Source organism: Dyella humi (genome assembly GCF_044904605.1).
GTDB lineage: Bacteria > Pseudomonadota > Gammaproteobacteria > Xanthomonadales > Rhodanobacteraceae > Dyella_B > Dyella_B humi.
On sequence record NZ_JADIKI010000021.1, the window covers coordinates 820,268 to 842,243 of the forward strand.

The 21,976-nt window shown below is 62.3% G+C and carries 23 protein-coding genes and 1 tRNA gene; 10 read left to right on the top strand and 14 right to left on the bottom strand.

The window, feature by feature from the left end; all coding sequences use genetic code 11:
* Window positions 1-30: 30 nt before the first annotated feature.
* The 4 genes from mutL to ISP18_RS04300 form a co-directional block, all read right to left on the bottom strand.
* Complete coding sequence (gene mutL / locus ISP18_RS04285) at window positions 31-1,860, bottom strand: DNA mismatch repair endonuclease MutL (protein ID WP_380017332.1); 1,830 nt, start codon at window positions 1,858-1,860, stop codon at window positions 31-33.
* A gap of 95 nt (window positions 1,861-1,955) precedes the next feature.
* A complete protein-coding gene (locus ISP18_RS04290) occupies window positions 1,956-3,509 on the bottom strand; it encodes an N-acetylmuramoyl-L-alanine amidase (RefSeq protein ID WP_380017334.1) in 1,554 nt (517 codons plus the stop codon).
* Between the two features lie 189 nt (window positions 3,510-3,698).
* Window positions 3,699-4,160: a tRNA (adenosine(37)-N6)-threonylcarbamoyltransferase complex ATPase subunit type 1 TsaE gene (gene tsaE / locus ISP18_RS04295; protein ID WP_380017336.1), complete on the bottom strand. Its 462-nt coding sequence runs from the start codon at window positions 4,158-4,160 to the stop codon at window positions 3,699-3,701.
* Entirely contained in the window at window positions 4,153-5,637 is a 1,485-nt protein-coding gene (locus ISP18_RS04300) for an NAD(P)H-hydrate dehydratase (RefSeq protein ID WP_380017338.1), read from the bottom strand. Before ISP18_RS04300 ends, tsaE begins: the two co-directional genes overlap by 8 nt.
* Window positions 5,638-5,665: 28 nt before the next feature.
* Here ISP18_RS04300 and queG point away from each other — a divergent pair, with 28 nt between their 5' ends.
* Window positions 5,666-6,733 (top strand): tRNA epoxyqueuosine(34) reductase QueG, encoded by a 1,068-nt coding sequence (gene queG / locus ISP18_RS04305; RefSeq protein ID WP_380017340.1) that lies wholly within the window; start codon window positions 5,666-5,668, stop codon window positions 6,731-6,733.
* A gap of 196 nt (window positions 6,734-6,929) precedes the next feature.
* Here the strand turns inward: queG and panD are convergent, their stop codons facing one another.
* The 5 genes from panD to pcnB form a co-directional block, all read right to left on the bottom strand.
* Window positions 6,930-7,316, bottom strand: a complete 387-nt coding sequence (gene panD / locus ISP18_RS04310; RefSeq protein ID WP_380017342.1) for an aspartate 1-decarboxylase — start codon at window positions 7,314-7,316, stop codon at window positions 6,930-6,932.
* A 123-nt stretch (window positions 7,317-7,439) separates the two neighbouring features.
* Window positions 7,440-8,285, bottom strand: coding sequence for a pantoate--beta-alanine ligase (panC, locus tag ISP18_RS04315; protein WP_380017344.1), 846 nt, complete (start codon window positions 8,283-8,285; stop codon window positions 7,440-7,442).
* A 12-nt stretch (window positions 8,286-8,297) separates the two neighbouring features.
* Entirely contained in the window at window positions 8,298-9,128 is an 831-nt protein-coding gene (gene panB, locus ISP18_RS04320) for a 3-methyl-2-oxobutanoate hydroxymethyltransferase (RefSeq protein WP_380017346.1), read from the bottom strand.
* A gap of 56 nt (window positions 9,129-9,184) precedes the next feature.
* Window positions 9,185-9,667 (bottom strand): 2-amino-4-hydroxy-6-hydroxymethyldihydropteridine diphosphokinase, encoded by a 483-nt coding sequence (folK, locus tag ISP18_RS04325; RefSeq protein WP_380017348.1) that lies wholly within the window; start codon window positions 9,665-9,667, stop codon window positions 9,185-9,187.
* Entirely contained in the window at window positions 9,664-11,025 is a 1,362-nt protein-coding gene (gene pcnB / locus ISP18_RS04330; protein WP_380017350.1) for a polynucleotide adenylyltransferase PcnB, read from the bottom strand. The genes folK and pcnB overlap by 4 nt, the downstream gene beginning before the upstream one ends.
* A gap of 182 nt (window positions 11,026-11,207) precedes the next feature.
* Between pcnB and ISP18_RS04335 the strand changes: the two genes are divergently transcribed.
* A tRNA-Glu gene (locus ISP18_RS04335) sits at window positions 11,208-11,283 on the top strand.
* Window positions 11,284-11,329: 46 nt separating this feature from the next.
* A complete protein-coding gene (fdxA, locus tag ISP18_RS04340; protein ID WP_380017352.1) occupies window positions 11,330-11,653 on the top strand; it encodes a ferredoxin FdxA in 324 nt (107 codons plus the stop codon).
* 298 nt (window positions 11,654-11,951) lie between these two features.
* Here the strand turns inward: fdxA and ISP18_RS04345 are convergent, their stop codons facing one another.
* Window positions 11,952-12,545 (bottom strand): hypothetical protein, encoded by a 594-nt coding sequence (locus ISP18_RS04345; RefSeq protein ID WP_380017354.1) that lies wholly within the window; start codon window positions 12,543-12,545, stop codon window positions 11,952-11,954.
* Between the two features lie 41 nt (window positions 12,546-12,586).
* The gene (gene dapA / locus ISP18_RS04350; protein WP_380017356.1) at window positions 12,587-13,480 is read right to left on the bottom strand and encodes a 4-hydroxy-tetrahydrodipicolinate synthase; all 894 of its coding nucleotides are present in this window, start codon (window positions 13,478-13,480) and stop codon (window positions 12,587-12,589) included.
* Window positions 13,481-13,594: 114 nt separating this feature from the next.
* On the opposite strand from dapA, the gene ISP18_RS04355 reads away from it, so the two are divergent.
* The 7 genes from ISP18_RS04355 (at window position 13,595) to ISP18_RS04385 (ending at window position 19,761) form a co-directional block, all read left to right on the top strand.
* Window positions 13,595-14,158 carry a glycine cleavage system protein R gene (locus tag ISP18_RS04355; RefSeq protein ID WP_196240315.1) on the top strand — a complete coding sequence of 188 codons (564 nt, stop codon included), beginning with the start codon at window positions 13,595-13,597 and terminating at the stop codon, window positions 14,156-14,158.
* 103 nt (window positions 14,159-14,261) lie between these two features.
* Window positions 14,262-14,723, top strand: coding sequence for a peroxiredoxin (locus ISP18_RS04360; protein ID WP_380017358.1), 462 nt, complete (start codon window positions 14,262-14,264; stop codon window positions 14,721-14,723).
* Window positions 14,724-14,793: 70 nt separating this feature from the next.
* On the top strand, window positions 14,794-16,173 hold the full coding sequence (locus tag ISP18_RS04365; protein ID WP_380017360.1) for a PhoH family protein: 1,380 nt from the start codon (window positions 14,794-14,796) through the stop codon (window positions 16,171-16,173).
* A gap of 143 nt (window positions 16,174-16,316) precedes the next feature.
* Window positions 16,317-17,102 carry a bifunctional hydroxymethylpyrimidine kinase/phosphomethylpyrimidine kinase gene (thiD, locus tag ISP18_RS04370; protein WP_380017362.1) on the top strand — a complete coding sequence of 262 codons (786 nt, stop codon included), beginning with the start codon at window positions 16,317-16,319 and terminating at the stop codon, window positions 17,100-17,102.
* Between the two features lie 109 nt (window positions 17,103-17,211).
* On the top strand, window positions 17,212-18,135 hold the full coding sequence (locus tag ISP18_RS04375) for an aspartyl/asparaginyl beta-hydroxylase domain-containing protein (RefSeq protein ID WP_380017615.1): 924 nt from the start codon (window positions 17,212-17,214) through the stop codon (window positions 18,133-18,135).
* A 59-nt stretch (window positions 18,136-18,194) separates the two neighbouring features.
* Window positions 18,195-19,082 (top strand): RNA polymerase sigma factor SigJ, encoded by an 888-nt coding sequence (gene sigJ / locus ISP18_RS04380; protein WP_380017364.1) that lies wholly within the window; start codon window positions 18,195-18,197, stop codon window positions 19,080-19,082.
* A gap of 214 nt (window positions 19,083-19,296) precedes the next feature.
* Complete coding sequence (locus ISP18_RS04385) at window positions 19,297-19,761, top strand: carboxymuconolactone decarboxylase family protein (RefSeq protein ID WP_380017366.1); 465 nt, start codon at window positions 19,297-19,299, stop codon at window positions 19,759-19,761.
* A 156-nt stretch (window positions 19,762-19,917) separates the two neighbouring features.
* On the opposite strand, the gene ISP18_RS04390 is transcribed toward ISP18_RS04385, so the two are convergent.
* The 3 genes from ISP18_RS04390 to grxC form a co-directional block, all read right to left on the bottom strand.
* Complete coding sequence (locus ISP18_RS04390) at window positions 19,918-20,931, bottom strand: isocitrate dehydrogenase (RefSeq protein WP_380017368.1); 1,014 nt, start codon at window positions 20,929-20,931, stop codon at window positions 19,918-19,920.
* Window positions 20,932-21,217: 286 nt separating this feature from the next.
* The gene (locus ISP18_RS04395; protein ID WP_380017370.1) at window positions 21,218-21,604 is read right to left on the bottom strand and encodes a carboxymuconolactone decarboxylase family protein; all 387 of its coding nucleotides are present in this window, start codon (window positions 21,602-21,604) and stop codon (window positions 21,218-21,220) included.
* A complete protein-coding gene (gene grxC / locus ISP18_RS04400) occupies window positions 21,601-21,864 on the bottom strand; it encodes a glutaredoxin 3 (protein WP_380017372.1) in 264 nt (87 codons plus the stop codon). The genes ISP18_RS04395 and grxC overlap by 4 nt, the downstream gene beginning before the upstream one ends.
* Between the last annotated feature and the right edge of the window lie 112 nt (window positions 21,865-21,976).

A 21,976-nucleotide genomic window follows, 5' to 3' on the forward strand; every position in this document is an offset into this window, starting at 1 on the left:
ACGTCCATTTGTGCGTAGCACAAGCGATCGTTAACGACCGCGCAGAAAAAGCTTATCCAGTTCCGTCATGCCCAGTTGCACCCAGGTGGGGCGGCCGTGATTGCATTGGCCGGAGCGCTCGGTGGCCTCCATCTCGCGCAGCAGGGCGTTCATTTCCGGCAGCGTAAGGCGACGGCCCGCGCGTACCGAGCCATGGCAGGCCATGGTGGACAGCAATTCGTTTTCCAGCTCCTGCAGCTGGCGCGAGCTGCCGTGCTGCGCCAGTTCGCCGAGCACGCTGCGGGTGAGTTCGGCGACATCCGCGCCTTCCAGCAAGGCCGGAATGCGCCGCACCACCACTGCGGAAGGACCGCTGCGCGATAGCTCCAGGCCCCAGTCGGCCAGCGCCTCAGCGTGTTCTTCGGCCGCGGCGGCTTCCTTCGCGCTAACCGGCACCGACAGCGGTACCAGCAGGATCTGCGAACGCAGGTTGCTGCACGCGCGACCGGTTTTCAGTTTTTCATAGGTGATGCGCTCGTGCGCGGCATGCATGTCGACCAGCACCAGACCATGCGCATTCTCGGCGAGGATGTAGATGGTCTTGAGCTGCGCGATGGCGTAACCCAGTGGCGGCGCTTCGCTGGCATCCGCCGCGGGCATGGCCTGAAACGCCACGGTCGTCGGCGCGACTGTTACGTCGCCGCCTAGCAAGGCCGCGTAATCGGCAAGCGGTTCTTCGCGCACACCCAGATGCAGGCGGCTCTGCGCTGCGTTGTTCGGCCAGTTGTTGCTCACTTGTCGGCTGAACTGCTGCACTCCGTTGGACGCCACATCCGCAGAGGCATTCCAGTCCGGCGTTTCCACTGGCACGTGCTGGCCAGCGCGCGTTTCCGCGAGCGCTTCATGCAGGGTGCGGAACAGGAAATCGTGCACGAGGCGCTGTTCGCGAAAGCGCACTTCGCTCTTGGCCGGATGCACGTTGACGTCCACGCCGATGGGATCTAGTTCCAGATAAAGCACAAAGGCCGGATAACGGCCGTGGAACAGCACATCGGCATAAGCCTGCCGCACCGCATGCGCCACCACACGATCGCGCACCAGGCGGCCGTTCACGTAGAAATACTGGGCATCCGCTTGCGGTCGCGAGGCGGTCGGCAATCCCACCCATCCTGACAAACGCATGCCTGCCGAAGCATGATCGATGCGCAGGCTTTGCTGTGGAAACGTCTCGCCAAGCACTTCGGCCACGCGCATCAGCATGGCCTGCTCATCGCGCGCGGACTTCCACACACGCACCGATTTGCCGTTGTGGCTTAGACGGAACTCTACGCTGCCGCGCGCCAGCGCCAGAGATTTGAGCAGATCGTCGATATGCGCGAACTCGGTGCGCTCGGCGCGGAGAAATTTGCGTCGTGCCGGCACGTTGTAGAACAGGTCGCGCACTTCCACGCTGGTGCCTTGCGGATGTTGCGCGGGACGCACGTCTTGCATGCGACCGCTGTCGACTTCGATGCGAAAGGCGTTGTCCGCGCCGCGCAAGCGCGAGGTCATGGCGAAGCGTCCCACCGAGGCCATCGATGCGATCGCCTCACCGCGGAAGCCCATGCTCGCCACATGTTCCAGATCGTCGAAGCTGCCGATCTTGCTGGTGGCATGCGAGGCCACGGCCAGCGGAAGATCCTCGGGAGCGATGCCGTCGCCGTCGTCGCGCACGCGAATCAAACGCGCACCACCGAGCTCGATGTCGACTTCGACGCGCGCCGCACCGGCGTCGAGACTGTTCTCGACCAGTTCCTTCACGACCGACGAAGGCCGTTCAATCACTTCGCCGGCGGCGATCTGGTTGATGAGCTCGGGGGGAAGTGGGCGGATGCGGGACATGGGACGCAAGCTTAGCAGCGCAGCGTCCCATCAACTATCCGGATATCGATGTGGCTCGTAGGCTGGGATGCCAATCCCAGCCTACGCAGCCATTGCTAACTGTTCGGGATCACCAGCATCGTGCCGGTACGCACGCTGTTGCTGTTGATGCCATTGACGCTCTTGAGCGAGTCCACACTCACGCCGTATTGCTTGGCGATACTGCGCAAAGTTTCGCCATTGGCAACGCGGTGCAAGTCGCGCGCATCAGCATCCGCAGGCTCGGAAGCGCTGGCGATCGTGTCCGATTTGGCTGCTACGTCGCTGTCAGCCGGCGACATGCCTTTGCGGCGCGCGGCTTCCATCGCAAACCAGGTGCCAGGCGGCGGGCTGCTCATGAAGTAGCCCTTCACGCCATCCATAATCGCTGTCGCCAACTGCTGCTGATGCGAGGGATCGCGCAGCTTGCGCTCTTCCGTCGGATTGCTGATGAAGGCCGTCTCGACCAGGATCGAGGGTACGTCGGGCGAACGCAGCACCACGAAGTTGGCGTGCTCCACGTAGCCACGATGCGTCGGGCCGATCGCCGACAGGGCGTTGAGGACGTTCTGGGCCACCGTTTCACTGGCCTGCACGGCCCAACCCTGTTGCATATCCAGCAGCACGGAAGCGAGGCCGTCGTTCTCCGCGGCCAGCGATACGCCACCGATCAGGTCGGAACTGTTTTCGCGATCGGCCAGCATCTGCGCGGCCACCGAACTCTTGCCGCGCGGGGACAACACCCATACCGACGCGCCCTTGGCGTCGCTGCCCGGGTACGAGTCGGCGTGAACGGCGACGAACAGGTCGGCCTGATTCTGGCGGGCGATTTCGTAGCGCTGCTTCAGCGGGATGAAGTAGTCGCCATCGCGCGTAAGGATGGCCTTCATGCCGGGCTGGCGATTGATCTGGGCAGCCAGTGCGCGCGCCACCGCGAGCGTGACATCTTTTTCCAGCACGCCGTTGGGGCCATGCGCACCCTGGTCCTTGCCGCCGTGGCCCGCGTCGACGGCCACGACTACCTGGCGCTGGCTATTGAGCAATACCGCCGCTTGGCGTGTGGTAACCCCTTTGCGCGAGGTCAGCTTGCTGCTGGCGTTGACCACCACCGGCGCCGGAGCATCGTCGTCTCTGTCGGCGACCGTGGAAGCGTTGGAACTGGTCGGCGCCGGCTTGCTCGACGCCACGGCCGTATCGCCTGCCTCATCCGGCGCGGCGGACTTGGCGGGTGCCTGGCCGCTACCCGGGTAAAGATCCAGCACCAGTCGATAACCCGACTGACCGGACGGGCCAAGCAGGAAAGTCTTGGGCTGGCTATTCGGCGCTACCGACGCCGTGATGCGCAGGCCATCGCCCTGTGATGCGCTGTTCAACCCCTTAAAGAGGCCTTGCGCCGAAGGCGCGAGCTTGCCCGCGGCGCGGCTGTCGGCCAGATCGAGCACGATTTGGTCGCCATTCTGGCTGAGCTTGTACTTGGCTGGGCCGGAAAGATCGAACACCACGCGGGTGTAGTCGGGGCCGGCCCAGACGCGGGCGTCCTTCACATCGGAGGCATGCAGGACAGCACCCGGCGCCGCGACCAGGATCGCGGTACCAACCAAGCTAGCAATGCGAGTGAGATAGCCCCTCATGGTGCCGCATTGAAGCGCAGCAGTTGGCTGAATGCAAGAGGTTTTCCCTTGTTTTTCCATGACCTGCACGGCATTTGTCAGATCAGGTCAAGCTATCGGCCATAAGCCACGCATTTTGCGGGGTAGGTTCTGCGCAGTCTGCCCGTTCAGTTTTCCTAATTGGCTCCAGCACTTATGGCAGGCTGCGTCTCATCCGAGGCAAGCCAGCGCCCGTTCGCCGCGTGCCGTTTTCGATTGCAGACGCGCATGGCGGCCGGTGCCGCGATATCCCAGTTGCACTTCCATATCCGGCGCGGGCAGCGCGCCCCGGCCACGCTCGGGCCATTCCACCAGCACCACCGCGGCGGAGTCGGCCAGCGCGTCCAGGCCCAGCCATTCGAGTTCACCGGGATCTGCAATGCGATATAGGTCCAGATGCCAGGCGGGGCGACCATCCCGGGTCTGATAACCCTCGACCAGGCTGTAGGTCGGGCTCTTGATGCGTTCGCCCACGCCCAACGCCGTCAGCAGCGCCCGAGCGAAGCTGGTCTTGCCGGCACCCAGCTCGCCGCGCAGGTAGATGACCAGGCCGCCGTCCAGCGCACCGGCAAGCTGTGCACCCAAGGTACGCGTGGCGTCCTCGTCGGGCAGGTCCCAGTGTTGTTCAGTCATGCTCGATTCCATTGCCGAGCGCGCGCAGCGGTTCCAGCAGATCGCTGGCAAGCAAGCCGCGTTCGCCCTTGCGAGCAGCAATGTCGCCGGCGCGCGCATGCAGGCCGACACCAATACGCGCCGCATCCCAGGCCGAGCAACCCTGGGCCATGAGCGAGGCGATCACGCCGGTGAGCAGATCACCCATGCCGCCGCTGGCCATGCCGGGATTGCCCCACGTACAGACGTCTAAACGTCCATCTGGATTAGCGATGAGAGAACCCGCTCCTTTCAGCACGACCACGGCGCCATAGCGCTGCGCCAATTCACGTGCTGAGGCGAAGCGATCCGTTTGCACTTCGGGGTTATTCTTTTCGAGCAGTCGCGCCGCTTCGCCGGGATGCGGCGTAAGCACCGCCGGTGTCGTAAAACGACGCTGCTCGCGCGCGAGCAAGTTCAGTCCATCAGCATCCAGCACCAGCGGCTTGCCGCTGTCGAGCGCGGTCAGCCACAGTGCGTGGCCCCAGGCGCCCTGCCCCAAGCCAGGTCCCACGGCGAGCACGGTGGCGCGTGCAAGCAGCGGCTGCAGCTCCTGCGGGCCGTGGATGCCGTACGCCATCAGTTCCGGGCGCGCACTGTTCAAGGCAAACAGGTTTTCTTCGCGTGTGGCGACGCTTACGAGACCGGCACCGCTACGCAGCGCCGCTTCGCCGCACATGCGAATCGCGCCCGCGGTGCCGTGATCGCCGCCGATCGCCAGCACATGTCCGGAATCACCTTTATGCGCATCGCGTGCGCGCGGCCCAAGGTGCATGGCATCGAGCAGCGATGCGTCGGCAGGCATGCCTTGCCAAAGGATGTCCGGCAGGCCAAGCGGATCGACGAATATCGTGCCGACTTTCGTTGCTGCTTGTCCGGTGTACAGGCCCCGCTTGGCGGCGATGAAGCTCACCGTTACCTGCGCGCGAGTCGCCACGCCCGGACAATGACCGGTATCTGCGTTCAATCCCGACGGCACGTCCAGCGCCAGCACGGGAATGCCCGAAGCGTTGATACGTTCGATCAGCGTGCTCGCGACAGCATCCGGCGCACGGTTCAAACCGGTGCCGTAGAGCGCATCCACGTACACGTCGGCTTGCGGCAGCGAGGCATCCTGATGCCAGCGATGCGTTACACCCGCACCGCGTTGCCAGGTGTCGCGCGCGTGCGCGGCATCGCCGCTCGCCGCATCGGTGAGTTCCACCACCTCGACACCCATGCCCGCGCCATAGGCAAGACTGGCCAGCAGATAACCGTCGCCGCCGTTATTGCCTGGCCCGCAGAACACCACAAGCCGCCGTGCTTGCGGCCATTGTCGACACAGGCAAGCGAGAGCCGCAGTGGCGGCCCGGTTCATCAGCTCGAAGCCACTGATGCCCAGATCGCCGATGGCGCGCCGGTCGAGGGCGCGAACCTGCTCGACGGTGTAGAGATCGCGAAGATGGCGGTCAGCGTGCATCGGCGGATTATAGGGATGGCTCTAAACTATGCACATGTCCACGCACATCGCCCCCGATTACGCCGCACTCGCCCGCGATATCAAGCGCTGGGCGCGCGAGCTCGGCTTTGCCGAGGCCGGCATCAGCGGCGTGACACTGGAGCAGGACGAACAGCATCTACAGAATTGGCTGGACGACGGTTATCACGGCGAGATGGATTACATGGCGCGCCATGGCACCAAGCGCAGCCGGCCGGATGAACTCGAACCTGGCACGCAGCGCGTGATTTCGGTGCGCATGGATTACCTGCCGCCCGGTACGCAGCATGCCTGGGATGTCATCCGCGACACCGAAGCAGGTTACGTGGCGCGTTATGCGTTGGGCCGCGACTATCACAAGCTGATGCGCAATCGGCTGCAGAAGCTGGCGGAACGCATCCGCGGCGCAGTCGGCGATTTCGGCTATCGCGCTTATGTGGATTCCGCGCCTGTGCTGGAAAAGGCGCTGGCACGCAATGCGGGCTTGGGATGGATTGGCAAACACACCGTGCTGATCGATCGCAACGCAGGCTCGTACTTCTTCCTCGGCGAGCTCTATACCAACCTGCCGCTGCCGGTCGACAAACCAGCCAGCGCGCATTGCGGCACGTGTCGCAAGTGCATCGATATCTGCCCGACACAGGCGATCGTCGCGCCATATCGGCTCGATGCCCGTCGCTGCATTTCCTATCTCACGATCGAACTGAAAGGCTCGATTCCGGAAGAACTGCGCGCGCCGATGGGCAACCGCATCTTCGGCTGCGACGATTGCCAATTGATCTGCCCGTGGAACAAATTCGCGCAAGACGCGACCGAACCGGATTTCGCGCCGCGGCACAGCCTGGATGGCGCCAAACTGGTGGAATTGTTTGCTTGGAGCGAAGAGGAATTCTTGCAACGCACGGAGGGCATGGCGATTCGCCGCACCGGTTATGAAGGGTGGTTGCGCAATATCGCAGTGGCGCTGGGGAATGCGCCGTCATCGGAGGAAGTTTGCGCGGCACTGCGGGCGCGGGCGGAGCATCCTTCGGCAATTGTGCGTGAGCATGTTGCTTGGGCGCTGGCGAAACACAGCTAAAGTTTCATTCGACGTCATGCCCGCGAAAGCGGGAATCCATTGTTGCCCTCAGGCGAAAAGCGAAAATGGATTCCCGCTTTCGCGGGAATGACGACCATGGACGACCATGGGGATTACACACCGGGGAGATTTCAGGCCAGTTTGGCCCCTCACCCTGCCCTCTCCCCGAAGGGGAGAGGGAAAAGCACAGCGGCGATTACGCCGCAGCCATCTGCTTCGGAATCGAGCGATTCATATGGCTGATGCGGTTGCCTTCGCCCACATAGACGAGCGTCGGCTGGAACTTCTCCACTTCCGCCTCGTCGAGGTGCACGAAGGCCGCGATGATGACCAAATCGCCGGGCTGCGCGCGGTGCGCGGCGCTGCCGTTCACCGAGATGATGCCGGAGCCTTCTTCGGCACGTAGCGCATAGGTGACGAAGCGCTTGCCGTTGTTGATGTTCCAGGCGTGGATCTGTTCGTATTCGCGAATGCCCGATGCGTCGAGCAGCAGGCCGTCGATAGCGATCGAACCTTCATAGTGCAGTTCCGCGTGGGTCACGGTGGCACGATGGATCTTCGCCTTCAGCATGTTCAGGTGCATGACTTCATTCCAGCAGGAACTGCCTGCATAGCTCGCTATTATCCAGCCGCTACCGCCATGGCTGCAACGGCACACGGGCCGTAAATGGGGATGGCCGTTAGGCGTTCAATCCCCCGGTAACCGCTAGTCGAACAACAGGTTATCGATCAACCGGGTAGTGCCGAGGCGGGCCGCGATCAGCGCTACCAGGCCCTCGTGCTCGCCGTCGGCAGGTTCGGCGAGGTCCTCGGCGCGCCGGATGGCGGCGTAATCGGGGACGAAGCCGGCGCGTTCTAGCTTGGACGCCGCCGCCTGCTCTACCACCTTGCGGGCGTGCCCCTTGGCGATCAGGTCGCGCATCTGCTGCAGGGTTTCATAGATCAACGGCGCAGTGGCGCGGTCGGCCGCCGACAGGTACTGGTTGCGGGAGCTGAGCGCCAGGCCATCGTCGGCGCGCAGGGTCGGGCCGCTCATCACCTTCACCGGCAGGGAAAGGTCGCGCACCATGCGTTCGATCACTTTGAGCTGCTGGAAATCTTTCTGCCCGAAGATCGCGATATCCGGCTGCACCAGGTTGAACAGCTTGCAGACCACGGTGGCGACGCCGTCGAAATGGCCGGGGCGATGCGCACCTTCCAGCGTGTCGGTAAGTTCCGGCACATGCAGGCTCACGCTTTTGTCGGAGCCGAAGGGATACACCGTAGCCACGTCCGGCGCGAACAGCACATCGCAGTCCGACTCGGCCAAGCCGGCTTGATCCTGCGCCAGCGTGCGCGGATAGCGTTCGAAATCCTCGTTCGGCCCGAACTGGGTGGGATTGACGAACACGCTCGCCACCACGCGATCGGCGCGGGCGCGCGCCAGCTTCACCAGCGAATGATGCCCCGCGTGCAGGTTACCCATGGTCGGCACGAAACCGATCATGTGCCCTTGCGCGCGCCAGCCGCGAATTGTGGCGCGCAGGCCTGCTGCGTCTTGAATGGTTTGCATGAAAAGACTGCTCTAGTTGTAACCGTGTTCGGCTGCGGGAAACGCGCCGCTGCGCACGTCGGCGACATAGGCGGCAATCGCCTCGTTCACCGAACCGCGGCCGGCAAGGAAGTCCTTGCTGAATTTGGGACGCTTGCCGGGCGTGATGCCTAGCATGTCGTAAATCACCAGCACCTGACCATCGCAATGTGGGCCAGCGCCGATGCCGATGACAGGTATGTTCAGCGCCTTGGTGACGCGCTCGCCCAGCGGCGTGGGTACGCCTTCCAACACCAGAATGTCGGCACCGGCCTGCTGCACCGCCAGCGCCTCGCTGAGCACACGCTCTGCCGCTTCGTGCTCACGGCCCTGCACTTTGTAGCCGCCGAACTTGTGCACGGACTGCGGCGTAAGGCCCAGATGCGCGCAAACCGGAATGGCGCGTTCGGTGAGTGCGTGAATCGCTTCAAGAATATGCGGCGCGGCGCCTTCGATCTTCACCATCGCTGCGCCCGCTTCGCCGACCAATCGCGCGCCGGCTTCCAGTGCGTAATCGACGTTGCGATCGGCCATGAACGGCATGTCGGCCACCAGCAACGTGGCGGACAAGCCGCGCGCCACCAACTCAGTGTGATAGACCATCTGATCGAGCGTTACCGGCAAGGTGCTACGCTGGCCTTGCACCACCATGCCCAACGAATCGCCGACCAGCGCGATGTCAACGCCAGCCAGTTCCAGTTGTGTAGCGAAGCTGGCATCGTACGCGGTGAGCATCACGATCTTGCGCCCTTCCGCCTTCATGGTGTGAAGACCCGGCACGGTGACCGGCTTACGAGACGGAGCGCTAGCGTTTTCCACGTACATGGGTCAGTGCAGCCTTATGTTGCGATGAACAATTATCCGCGCGGGGTAGGCAACGCTCAAGCGAGCGCTTCACAGCCTTGCGTATCAACGGTTCGCAGAAGGTCGAGCACCTTACCCTGCCCCGGAATCTCGAGATCGGACGCCACGTCGTGCAGAGGCAGCAGCACGAAGGCGCGATCAGCAATATGTGGGTGAGGCAAGGTCAAGCGCTCATCGTTGACCGTTTTGCCGGCAACATGCAGCAAATCCAGATCGAGCGTGCGCGGCCCCCAGCGTTCGCCGTTGCGTTGCCGCCCGGCGGCGCGCTCGATCTGTAGCAGCGCATCGAGCAGCTCGTGCGGCTCTAGCACCGTTTCCAGCTTCACCACCGCATTGAGGAACTCCGGCTGATCGACCACGCCCCACGGTGGCGTGCGGTAGATTTTTGAGCGTGCGATCACCTGGGTATGCGGCAACGCTGCCAGCGCCTCGATGGCGTCCAGCAGGTGTTGTCGTGAATCGCCGAGATTGCTGCCCAAGGCAACGTAGGCCTGCATCAAGCCGTCCCGGATTTGCCGGCAGCAGGCTTGCGCCGGCGCTTGCGTTTGCGCGTAGCGGCTGCACGAGGCGCCGGTTCGGGCTCGCCTGCCGCGGCTGCCTGATGCAGCGGCAGCGCCGCGGCCAGCGTCTCATGCGGCAGCTGTTGCGCATGCTCCCACCACTGGCCGAGTTCGCCGATGGCCGGCGATTCCGCCGCACGCAGCAGCAGGAAATCGAACGCAGCGCGGAATCGCGGATGCGCCAGCAACCGAAACACTTTCTTGCGCTGGATCTGCTCGAAACGCGGCTGCAAGGACCAGATTTCTTCCATGGTGATGGTGAAGCGGCGCGGGATCGCCACGCGCTGGCACTGTTCGGCCACCACGTGCATGGCAGCACGCGACCATGCTTCGTTGACGTCCTTGCCGTGCGTGATCCAGGTGTGCGCCAGATCGCGCACTTCGCCCCACAGCAGCACTGCGAACAGGAAAGCCGGCGTCACCGACTTACCTTCGTCCACGCGCGCGTCGGTGTTTTCCAGGCCCTGCTCAATCAGCGAGCGCAGCGCCTTGTCACCACGCTTGAGCGCGCGCGCCGTGGCCGGGAACATGTATTTGAGCAGTCCGCTTTCCTCGAGCATGCGGAAGCTCTTCAGGCCATGTCCGGCCAGGAACATCTTCAGCGATTCGTCGAACAGTCGCGCCGGCGCAACGCCGCTCAGCAACGGCCCGAGTTCCGCGAACGGCGCGGAAGCGGAAGGATCGATGCGAAAATCGAGCTTGGCCGCCAGGCGCGCGGCGCGCAGCATGCGCACCGGATCCTCGCGATAGCGCGTGGTCGGATCGCCGATCAGGTGCAGCACGCGATCCTGCAGATCCCGCATGCCGCCGACGTAGTCGCGCACCGAGAAATCGCTGATGTCGTAGTACATCGCGTTGACGCGGAAGTCGCGGCGTAGCGCGTCTTCCTCGATAGTGCCCCACACGTTGTCGCGCACGATGCGGCCATCGACGATGTGGCGGTCACCCTCGGTGCCCTCTTCCTCGCTGGCACCGCGCAGTGTGGCCACCTCGATGATCTCATTGCCGTACACCACATGCGCGAGGCGGAAGCGGCGGCCGATCAGGCGGCAGTTGCGGAACAGTTTCTTGACCTCGTCGGGCGTGGCGTTGGTGGCCACGTCGAAGTCCTTCGGGTGCCCGCCCAGCAGCAGATCGCGCACGGCGCCGCCGACCAGATAGGCGTCGTAACCGGCTTCGTTCAGGCGATAGAGCACGCGCAAGGCCGCCTTGCTGATGTTCTTGCGGGAAATCGTGTGCTGCTCGCGCGGAAAGATGCGCAGGGCAAGCTTGGCGTCGTTCCTGGCTGTGGGATTCAAGCGATCGAAATCCTTGCGGGTTTCCAAATCCGGACGGATGGGCGAGCACGTCTGGCATGCGTCGACCATCCGAAACCGGTCGTAAGCATTGTCCTGCAAGTGCTTGAGCTGATGCGAGGGGGCGTCTGCAGGCGTTGCCGGACGGGGCGATTCAGCTATACTAGCGCGCTTCGCAGCAATACGCTCCCATCGTCTAGTGGCCTAGGACACCGCCCTCTCAAGGCGGGAACACGAGTTCGAACCTCGTTGGGAGCGCCACCCTCCGATTATGATCGGATTTTTCGATCCAGAGGCACACGGCAGCATGACCTTCGTCGTTACCGACAATTGCATCAAGTGCAAATACACCGATTGCGTCGAAGTTTGCCCGGTCGACGCCTTTCACGAAGGTCCCAATTTCCTGGCGATCAACCCCGACGAGTGCATCGACTGCACGTTGTGCGAGCCGGAATGCCCGATCAATGCGATCTATCCGGAAGATGACGTGCCTGCCGGACAGGAAGGTTTCACTGCCCTGAACAAGGAACTCGCCAAGGTTTGGCCGGTGATCACCGTGCGCAAGGATGCCTTGGCGGATGCGAAGGAATGGGAAAACAAGCCGGATAAGTTGAACTTGCTGGAGCGCTGATAAGCGCTGCGTTCAGTACTGCAAGAACGAAAAAAGGCACTGCGCGAAGCGCAAGTGCCTTTTTCTTTGTTCTGAATGCACGTTTTTCGATAAGCGTAAATCTTACCTGATGTCATTCCGGCGAAGGCCGGAATCCAGTTCAGATACGCCGTCCGAAGGACACCAAACCGATTTCGAGTGCTTCGCACGGTTTATTGAAACTGGATTCCGGCCTTCGCCGGAATGACGATAAGGTGGGATTCGGTTTTTCGCGCAACTGCTCATTCGCGCTAACAGCAGAGCCGAATCCCGCAAAAAATCAGCCCTTGCCACCCAACCGCGACTTCAGGCTATCCACCACCTTCGCCACCGCTGCGGCCTCACCCTGCGCACGCACTTCGCTCGAACCCTGTCCACTGCTGGCAACGGTGACCACCACCTGACGCGGCGCAACGTTCGGGCCACTCGCACCACTGCTGCCATGACCGAACATACGACCGAAGAAGCCCGGCTTTTCGGCCGGCTGGTCGGAGGCCAGCACGCTGATGTTGTAGCTATGCGAGGCGTCGTCATGCCCCTGCAGGGTGCCGATTTCGCCGTTGCTCAGCGCCTCGCCGACGCGGCGATAGGTTTCATCCACGTTGTCGGCCAGGACGAAGCCGTCGGTGATGGTGCTCGGTGTGTTGCCTACGCGCGCAGTAGCGCCGTTGGCGGTCGGCCGATTGGCGCCGCCCGGCGGGATCACCAGCGCGGCACTGGCGTTGGGTGTATCCATGCCCGGCGGAATTTCCAGCGGCGATTCCTGCTTGGCCGACTGCCACGCTTTTTCGGAACGGAACATACCGCAGCCCGAAAGCAGCAGGCCAGTGATAACCAGGGCCGGCAGGGCGACGGCGAGAGAAGATTTCTTCATGTAATTGGATTCCGTTGTATTCCGAAGTTGAGTCGAGCAGGTCAAGCGGCATCCGCCAAGGATGCCAGAGTCGCCAAGGCCTTGCGCAACTGCTCGCGCGCCGGCCCCTGTTCCAGCTCCACCAGCGGCAGACGCGGCATCGCCGTGCCTAGCCCCAGTTCCGGCAAGCCGGCCTTTACCGCGATCGGATTCGGCGCGCAGTTCAGCGCCTGCACCAACGGTTCGAGCGCGGCATCGCAGCGTGCGGTGGCAGCGCGGTCGCCCGCGGCAGCCGCATTGCACAACGCACGGAAAGCCCTGGGCACCAGGTTGGCTACCACTGAAATGACGCCGGCGGCGCCTGCCAGCATGGCTTGCGCCCCGCTGGCATCGTCGCCGGACAAATAGACGAAATCCGGCCGTACAAGTTCCGCAGTGCGCTGGATGCGCTCGGCATCACCGCGGGCTTCCTTGATGCCGATGATGGCGTGATGCTCGCGCAGCGCCGCCGTGGTTTCCGGCAGCAGGTCGCAACCGGTGCGGCTGGGCACGTTGTAGAGGATCGTCGGCAGGCCGCCATGCTCGGCCACTTCCAGGAAGTGCCGGCGCAGGCCCTCCTGCGTGGGCCGCACGTAGTACGGCGTCACTACCAGCGCGACATCCGCGCCCAGCGTCCGGGCGCGCTTCGTGATCGCCACTGTTTTGGCGGTGCCCGCCTCGCCGGTACCGGCGATCACCGGGATACGACCGGCGACGTGCTCGACCGCAAAGGCCAGCAGGCGATCGTATTCATCGTGTTCGAGCATGTGGGCTTCGCCGGTGGAACCGGCAACGACCACCGCTTGGGTACCGCCTGCAATCTGGAAATCGAGCAGACGACCGAAGGCCACCAGATCGAGCGCCCCATCCGAGCCGAATGGAGTCACCAGGGCGCAGACGCTTCCGTGAATCTTCATGGCGCGATTCGCACAAATATGGACCAGGCATATTACTTGCGGGCTTCGGGGACGGGCAAGTAAGCTGGCGTATCGTTCGTCGTCATCCCGCACGACGCGGGGTCGCCACCATCCATGTCCACCAACCCTTTTTCCGCGCGATCCAGCAATGACCATCAACTGCTGATCCAGACGCTGACGCCGGCTACTCGTACGCCGCTGCTCGCACTGGCCCGGCGCATTGCCGATGCCGGCTGCAATCTTTCCGATGCACGCGTCTCCACCATCGGCGCAGATACGTCGCTCACTCTGCTCGCCAGCGGCGCCTGGGATGCGGTGGCCAAGCTCGAAACCGCGCTCACCAAACTGGCCCGCGAGGAAGAACTGCGCCTCACGCACTATCGCACCAGCTTGCGCGAACCCAGCGGCCATCTGCTGCCCTATCTGGTTGAAGTGGTGTCGTCCGACCGCCCAGGCATCCTGGTGAAGATCGTGGATTTCTTCAGCCGCCACGACATCAGCGTGGAGCAGTTGAGTTCCATGCGTTACCAGGCCATGCAGACGGGCGCCGCGATGTTCCAGGCGCAGTTCACGATCGGGGTGCCGGATAAGTTACACATCGCCGCCTTGCGCGACGATTTCCTGGAGTTCTGCGATGGCCTGAATCTGGATGCCATCATGGATCCGGTGAAATTCTAGAATGCTCCGTGCGGAGCGATCTGACAAGGCTGTTTCCGTCACATAACACGCGCTAGTCTCCGTTCCAGCAAGTGCAATACGCAAGCTGGCTACCGGAGAGCCCATGCCCGAACTAGGCAAGAAAGTCCCCAAGCTGCAAGGCGTCACCGGCGACGGCAGTACGCTGAAACTCGATTCACTGAAAGGCCAATGGGTAGTGCTCTACTTCTACCCCAAGGACAGCACTCCTGGGTGCACTAACGAAGCGAAAGACTTTCGCGACCTCTATCCGAAGTTCAAGAAGCGCCATGCCGAAATCCTCGGCGTCTCGCGCGACTCGGTGAAATCCCACGCCAATTTCGCTGCCAAGCAGGAACTGCCCTTCCCGCTGGTATCCGACCCCGACGAAACCTGGTGCAAAGCCTTCGACGTGATCCACGAGAAGGTGCTGTACGGGAAACGTCATATGGGCGTGGTACGCAGTACCTTTCTGATCGATCCCGACGGCAAGCTCGCCGCGGAATGGCGGGGCGTGAAAGTGCCCGGTCATGCCCAGGCGGTGCTCGACGCCATTCCTGCCCGGTGATTTCCACGTCTCACGCTCTCGTCAACGTGCCACGTTTCCTCCACCTCCTGCCTCGCGAGGTTCCTTCCGCATGACCGGAAGCAAGCGCATCTACGCTCTCGATACCAACGTATTGCTGCATGATCCCACGTCGTTGTTCCGCTTCGAGGAGCACGACATCTTTATCCCGATGACGGTGCTGGAGGAATTGGACGAAAAGAAGAAAGGTGCTTCGGAAGTCTCGCGCAACGGACGCCAGGTCAGCCGTTTCCTCAATGAACTGATCGAACGCGGCAATGGCCACGGCATCAGCAACGGGCTGGCGCTGGAGAACCCCGAAGGCGTGTCGCTCAAACGCGGCGGCGCGGTAGGACGCCTGTATTTCCAACAGCGCACTAGTAACGGGCACGGCAAGGCGGACAACCAGATCTTGTCCGCGGTGATCGAGCTGCGCGAAGAGAATCCTGGGCGCTCGGTGATCCTGGTCACCAAGGACATCAACCTGCGCATCAAGGCCAAGATTTACGGCATCGATGCGGAGGATTACGAGAACGACCGCGCGCTGGACGATTTCGCCCTGCTCTACACCGGTTCGTCCGCGCTGCCGGAGGATTTCTGGGATCGCCATCCGGAAGTGCAATCGTGGAACGAGCGCGGCCGCACTTTCTACAAGTTCGATCGCCATGAAGACGAGGATTGGTACGCGAACCAGTGTCTGTACCTGCCCGGCGACAACAGCGTGGAACTGCGCGTGCTTCACGTCGACGAAATGCGCGCGACACTGGTGTTACTGGACGATCACAGCCACAGCAATCACAGTGTGTGGGGTATTGCCGCGCGCAACCGCGAACAGAATTTCGCGCTCAACGTGCTGATGGATCCGGACGTGGATTTCGTCACCCTGCTCGGCACTGCCGGCACCGGCAAGACACTGCTCGCGCTTGCAGCGGGCCTGGCGCAGGTAATGGACCAACAGCGCTATCGCGAAATCATCATGACGCGCGCCACCGTGTCGGTTGGCGAAGATATCGGCTTCCTGCCTGGTACCGAAGAAGAAAAGATGACGCCGTGGATGGGCGCCCTCACCGACAACCTCGAAGTGCTCGCCAATCCGGAAGAAGGCGGCAGTTGGGGGCGCCAAGCGACCAACGATCTTCTCGCTTCGCGCATCAAGATTCGCTCGCTCAACTTCATGCGTGGGCGTACCTTCCTTTCGCGCTATCTGATCATCGACGAGGCGCAAAACCTCACGCCCAAGCAGATGAAGACGCTGATCACGCGCGCCGGTCCCGGAACGAAGATCGTGTGTCTGGGCAATGTGGAGCAGATCGACACGCCTTACTTGACTGAAACCACGTCAGGTTTGACGTATGCGGTGGATCGCTTCAAGCATTGGGCGCATTCGGCGCATATCACGCTGCGGCGTGGCGAGCGTTCACGCCTGGCGGATTTTGCGTCGGAGTCGTTGTAATCCTCACGGCCGTCATTCCCGCGAAAGCGGGAACCCATTTTGCTCCGATGCAAAAGCAAAGATGGATTCCCGCTTTCGCGGGAATGACGGCCAGGCAAGTTTTACCTACACGGTAAACTGTGATTCCTGGCTAGGGAATCAAAATGAAAAGTGCCCCTCCCCTCATCGCCCTCACCATCGCCGGCTCTGACTCCGGCGGTGGCGCAGGCATCCAGGCCGACCTGAAAACCTTCCACGCGCACGGCGTACACGGTGTTTCAGTAATCGCCGCCATCACCTCGCAAAACACGCGCGGCGTTACGGCCGTGCATCCCGTTCCGCTCGCACATATTCGCAGCCAGCTCGATGCCGTGTTCGATGATTTCCCCATCGCCGCGGTGAAAACCGGCATGCTCGGCAATGCCGCCACGGTGCGCCTGGTAGCGAAGGAGCTGCGCAAGCGCAAGCCCGCATGGCTGGTGGTCGATCCGGTGATGATTTCAACCAGCGGATCGCGTCTGCTCGACGAGGATGCCGTTGAAGCGGTGATCCATGAACTGATTCCGCTGGCCAACATACTGACGCCCAACCTGCCTGAAGCCGAAGCGTTGCTGGGGCATCCACTAAAAACGTCGAAGCAACTTGCGAAAGCCGGCGAAGCTTTGCTTGCCCTTGGTGCGCAAGGCGTACTGCTGAAAGGTGGCCACGGACGCGGCAGCGAAGTGATCGACCGCTATTTCGACGCACACGGCGTGATGGACATTCGCCATCCCCGTTTGCAGCGCGAAGGCCACGGCACCGGCTGCACGCTGGCTTCAGCCATCGCTGCGGAACTGGCCAAGGGCGCGGCGCCGCGCCAGGCGGTACGCCGGGCTGTGGCTTACGTGCAACGCGCGCTGAAAAACGGCTATCGCCCGGGCAGCAGCGTGGCCTTCGTGCTCCGTCACTGACCGGGATTTGCCGTAAAATTGACCAGCGGCCATCCGGCCACATATTCCCGGGTATTGTCCCAGGCGCATCCGAGCCGCTTCCACGATGGATTTCCTCAGCCCCCGTTTCATCATCCTCTACGTGCTGCTGGCCTTCGTGCTGTGCGTGCTGCTGGTGCATTTGCGCGGCCGTGCGCGGCTTCGCTTTGATCGCCAGTTGGTGGATCACTCGGCCGTGTTCGCTCCGTACAACCTGTTGATGTACGCCTTCTCAGCGGTGCCGGCGCGACCGATCCTTGATCGAAACGGTTTTCCGCAACTGGACCTGTTGCGCGACAACTGGCAAACCATTCGCGAGGAAGCACTGCAATTGTTCGACGAAGGCCATATTCGCGCTGCGGAAAAGCACAACGACGCCAGCTTCAACAGCTTCTTCAAGCAGGGCTGGAAGCGTTTTTACCTGAAGTGGTACGGCGAGCCACTGGCGTCGGCCGAAACGCTGTGCCCGAAAACCGTGGCGCTGCTCAACGCCATCCCCAGCGTGAAGGCGGCGATGTTCGCTACGCTTGCGCCCCACAGCAAGCTCAATCCGCACCGCGATCCGTTCGCCGGCTCGTTGCGCTATCACCTGGGTTTGATCACACCGAACTCGCGCGACTGCCGCATCTTCGTCGATGGTGAAGAACACGCGTGGGGCGACGGCAAGGACGTGGTGTTCGATGAAACCTACGTGCATTGGGTGGAAAACAAAACCGACCAGACGCGTGTGATCCTGTTCGCCGACGTAGAGCGCCCGCTGCGCACCGGTTTCATGAATGCCATCAACCATCGCGTCGGCGCCTTCATGGGTAAGATCACCGCTTCGCCCAACACCGAGTCGCCGGAAGAGAAAACCGGCTTCGTCAACCGTGTGTTCGCGCTCAATCAGCGTGGGCGCGATCGCAGTCGCGTGTTCAAGAAGAAGTATCCGAAGCTGTTTCGCACGGTGAAATACGTCGGCATGCTGATCTTTATCTGGCTGGTGTTCTTGGCGCCTTGGCCGTTCGTGCACTGAGCGTTGTCACGTTTCCTAGGGCTTGCGCGTCCTAGCCATAGGCCCCAATGGAAACGATCATGGATTCGCACACCGAACTGTTTCAGAAACACCGCCCGCGCCTGCTGGGACTGGCCTACCGCATGCTAGGCACCCAGGCGGATGCCGAGGACGTATTGCACGACGCCTGGCTGCGCTGGCACGCGCAGGACAAAACCAGCCTGGACGATGCCGAAGCCTGGCTGGTCACCGTTACCACTCGTCTCGCGCTTGACCGGCTGCGCCACGCCAAGGTGGAACGTGCGCGCTACACCGGCCCATGGCTGCCCGAACCGCTGGTGGCTCCGGAAGAGCAGCCGGATTCGCAAGCCGAGCACGCGGAAACGCTCACGCTATCGTTTCTGCTGATGCTTGAGCGCTTGAGTCCGGAAGAGCGCGCTGCATTCCTGCTGCGCGAAGTGTTCGATTACAGCCACGCGGAAGCGGCGGCCATTCTCGGCATTACGGAAGAATCCTGCCGTCAGCGCGCACACCGCGCCAAGCAGCGGCTGCGCGAGGAACGCACCCGTTTTACGGCGAGTGCGCCAACGCAGAGGCGTCTACTGGAGTGTTTCGCGCATGCTTTGCAGCGCCCCACGGAAGAAAACCTGCGCGCTTTGTTCGCTGAAGATGCCATCCATATCTCCGATGGCGGTGGCATCGTGACCGCCGCGCTGCGTCCGTTGCTCGGCGGCGAACGAATCACTCGCTTGTATCTGCAAGTGGCCAAACACGAACAGGATCACGACGTACGCCGCAACCTCCATACCTTGAACGGCGCACCCGTGCTGCTGACCTGGGTGGATGGGCAACTGGCTACTGCCAGTTGGATCGAATGCGACGACGACCGCATCGTCGCTGTGCACTCCCTGCGCAACCCGGAAAAACTGGCCCGACTAGCTGGGAGTCTCTCCAATATCTCAGCGTAGTTCGCGTTGTGTTCAAGCGGTCGTCAGGTGGTAGCTCGTGGCGCAGCGCTTGACCGGTGGTCAAGTCAAGCCGCGCGCTGCCGCATGACGGCCGCTTGGGCGCAACGCGGGCCACGCTGAGGTATTGGAGAGACTCCTATGTCACGAAATGGCCGGGCAACACGTCCTTGCATTGAACGGCCGATGATGGCCGCGCCACACGAGGACCCAAGCCATGTCACGCTTTTCCTATTACACCTATCCCGAAGCCCTGAAACCGCTGTTCGCGATGAAGGCGCATATCGACAAATCCGGTCTCGAAGCAAGCCTGGTGCATCTGGTGACGCTGCGCGCCTCGCAGCTCAACGGCTGTGCCTATTGCATGGACATGCACAGCAAAGAAGCACGCGCGGAAGGCGAAACCGAGCAGCGCCTGTATGTGCTGCAGGCCTGGCGCGAAGCACCGTTCTACAGCGCACGCGAACGCGCGGCGCTTGCCTGGTGCGAAGCGGTGACACGTCTCGATCCACTACACGGCGTGCCGGATGAAGTCTACGAGCAGGCACGCGCGCAATTCAGCGAGCGCGAGCTGATGGATCTGAACTTGCTGGTGATCATGATCAACGGCTGGAATCGCATTGCGATACCGTCGAAGACAGAGCCGGGAAGTTTTCAGCCGGCGAAGCGCGAAGCGGCGTGATGCTGTAGCCCCCTCTCCCCTCCGGGGAGAGGGCTGGGGTGAGGGGCCAACCTCGCGATGAAGGTAGATCGAAGCGCCGTGTCAATTGAAAGATGAGGCAAGCCTTGCCCCCTCACCCTAACCCTCTCCCCAAAGGGGAGAGGGAATGGATAACGCTTAAGACTTCACCCGCTTGGCAATCGCCTCACCAAAACTCTGCGTGCTGCCCTTGCCACCCAGATCCGGCGTGACGTGCTCGCGATCGTTCGCCATCGTGTCGCGGATCGCATCGCGCAGCTTGGTGCCCTTATCCACCATGCCCAAATGATCGAGCATGTCAGCGGCAGCAAGCAGCAGCGCGCACGGATTGGCGATGCCTTTGCCGGCGATGTCCGGCGCGGAGCCGTGCACGGCTTCGAAGATCGCCGCGTGCTCGCCGATGTTGTCGCCCGGCGCCAGGCCGAGGCCACCGACCAAGCCGGCGCACAGATCGGAAAGAATGTCGCCGAACAGGTTGGTAGTGACGATCACGTCGAACTGTTCCGGACGCATCACCAACTGCATGCAGGCGTTGTCCACGATCATCTCGTTGAACTCGATCTGCGGAAAATCCTTGGCGATTTCACGCGCAACGTTCAGGAACAGGCCTGACGCGGTCTTGATGATGTTGGCCTTGTGTACGGCCGTGACTTTCTTGCGGCCTTTCTTCACCGCCATCTCGAACGCGTACCGAACGATGCGCGCGCAACCCTTGCGGGTGACGCGAATCATCGAAGTGGCTAGTTCACCGTCTTCCGACAGCGTCTGCCCTTCGGAGAGATACGCGCCCTCGGTGTTCTCGCGCACGGTGATGATGTCGATGTTGTCGTAGCGCGCTTTGGTACCGGGGAAGCTGATCGCAGGACGCACGTTGGCGTAGAGATCGAAGTGGCGGCGCAGCGTAACGTTGATCGACGTGAAGCCGCCGCCCACCGGCGTGGTCAACGGCCCCTTCAACGCCACCTTGTGCTTGGCGATGGCATCGAGCGTAGGTTTGGGCAGCAGGTCACCGTGCTTGTCGAGCGCGATCATGCCGGCTTCGACCGTGTCGTAGGTCAGGCCGCAATCGAGCGCGTCGAGCACGCGCAGCGTGGCGGTCATGATCTCCGGGCCGATGCCATCGCCCGGGATCACCGCAATGGTCTTGCTCATGGGGGAACTCCTTGGGAATGAAGCGGGGGAGCCGGCGCGCAGGGGACGGCGCCTGGCTGAAATCCGCTCAATTATCCCTGATGGGCCTGTCGGCGAATAGCCCAAAATGCTGCTGAGGCGTTGCAAATGCTCGTATGGAGCATCGCCTCAATTCGAACGTTCACCCTCTCCCATCGCACACCTCATGGCCGTCATTCCCGCTTTCGCGGGAATGACGGCCATGAGGACTACGCAGGCTTGTCGCGAGGTTGGCCCCTCGCTCTCCCTGGAGGGGAGAGCGAATACATCACGCATGCTCGCCGCAATTTTCCGCAGCCGTGTCGCCAGCTTCCAGCCGATCCAAAAAATCCACCGCGCGGCGCAAGTGCGGAATCACGATCGATCCACCCACCACCAGTCCCACGCTGAACACTTCGAAGAATTCATCGCGCGTCACGCCCACTTCCTTGCACTGCGCGATGTGATAGCTGATGCAGTCGTCGCAACGTAGCACCATCGAGGCGACCAGGCCGAGCATTTCCTTCGTCTTCACATCCAGCGCGCCGGCCTTGTATGTCTGCGTGTCCAGCGCGAAGAAACGGCGCACCACCTGGTTGTCTTCGGCCAGGATGCGTTCGTTCATGCGCTGGCGAAAGGCGGTGAATTCGGCGACACGATCCTTTTCGGTGCTCATGCGGCGGCTCCCAGGAGCTGCGCCAGCTTGCCGCTGCGGTCGGCGGCGACCAGGTCGTCGTAACCGCCCACGAGTTGATCGTTGACAAAAATTTGCGGGACCGTGCGACGACCGCCGCTGCGCTGAAGCATGGTGTCACGCTGGACCGGGTCGGTATCCACCCGCACCTCTTCCCACGCCAGGCCCTTGGCCTTCAGCAGGTTCTTGGCGGCCACGCAGTAAGGGCATACCGCGGTGGAATAGACTTCGATCTTGGGCATTGCAAAAGCTCCCGGAATAACCTGCGCAATAAATGGCGGTAGCGGTGTTCGAAAGCAAGCGAACCGCCACACCGTTGAAGGGTCTCAGTGCTATTGTCGTTCATCTATGATC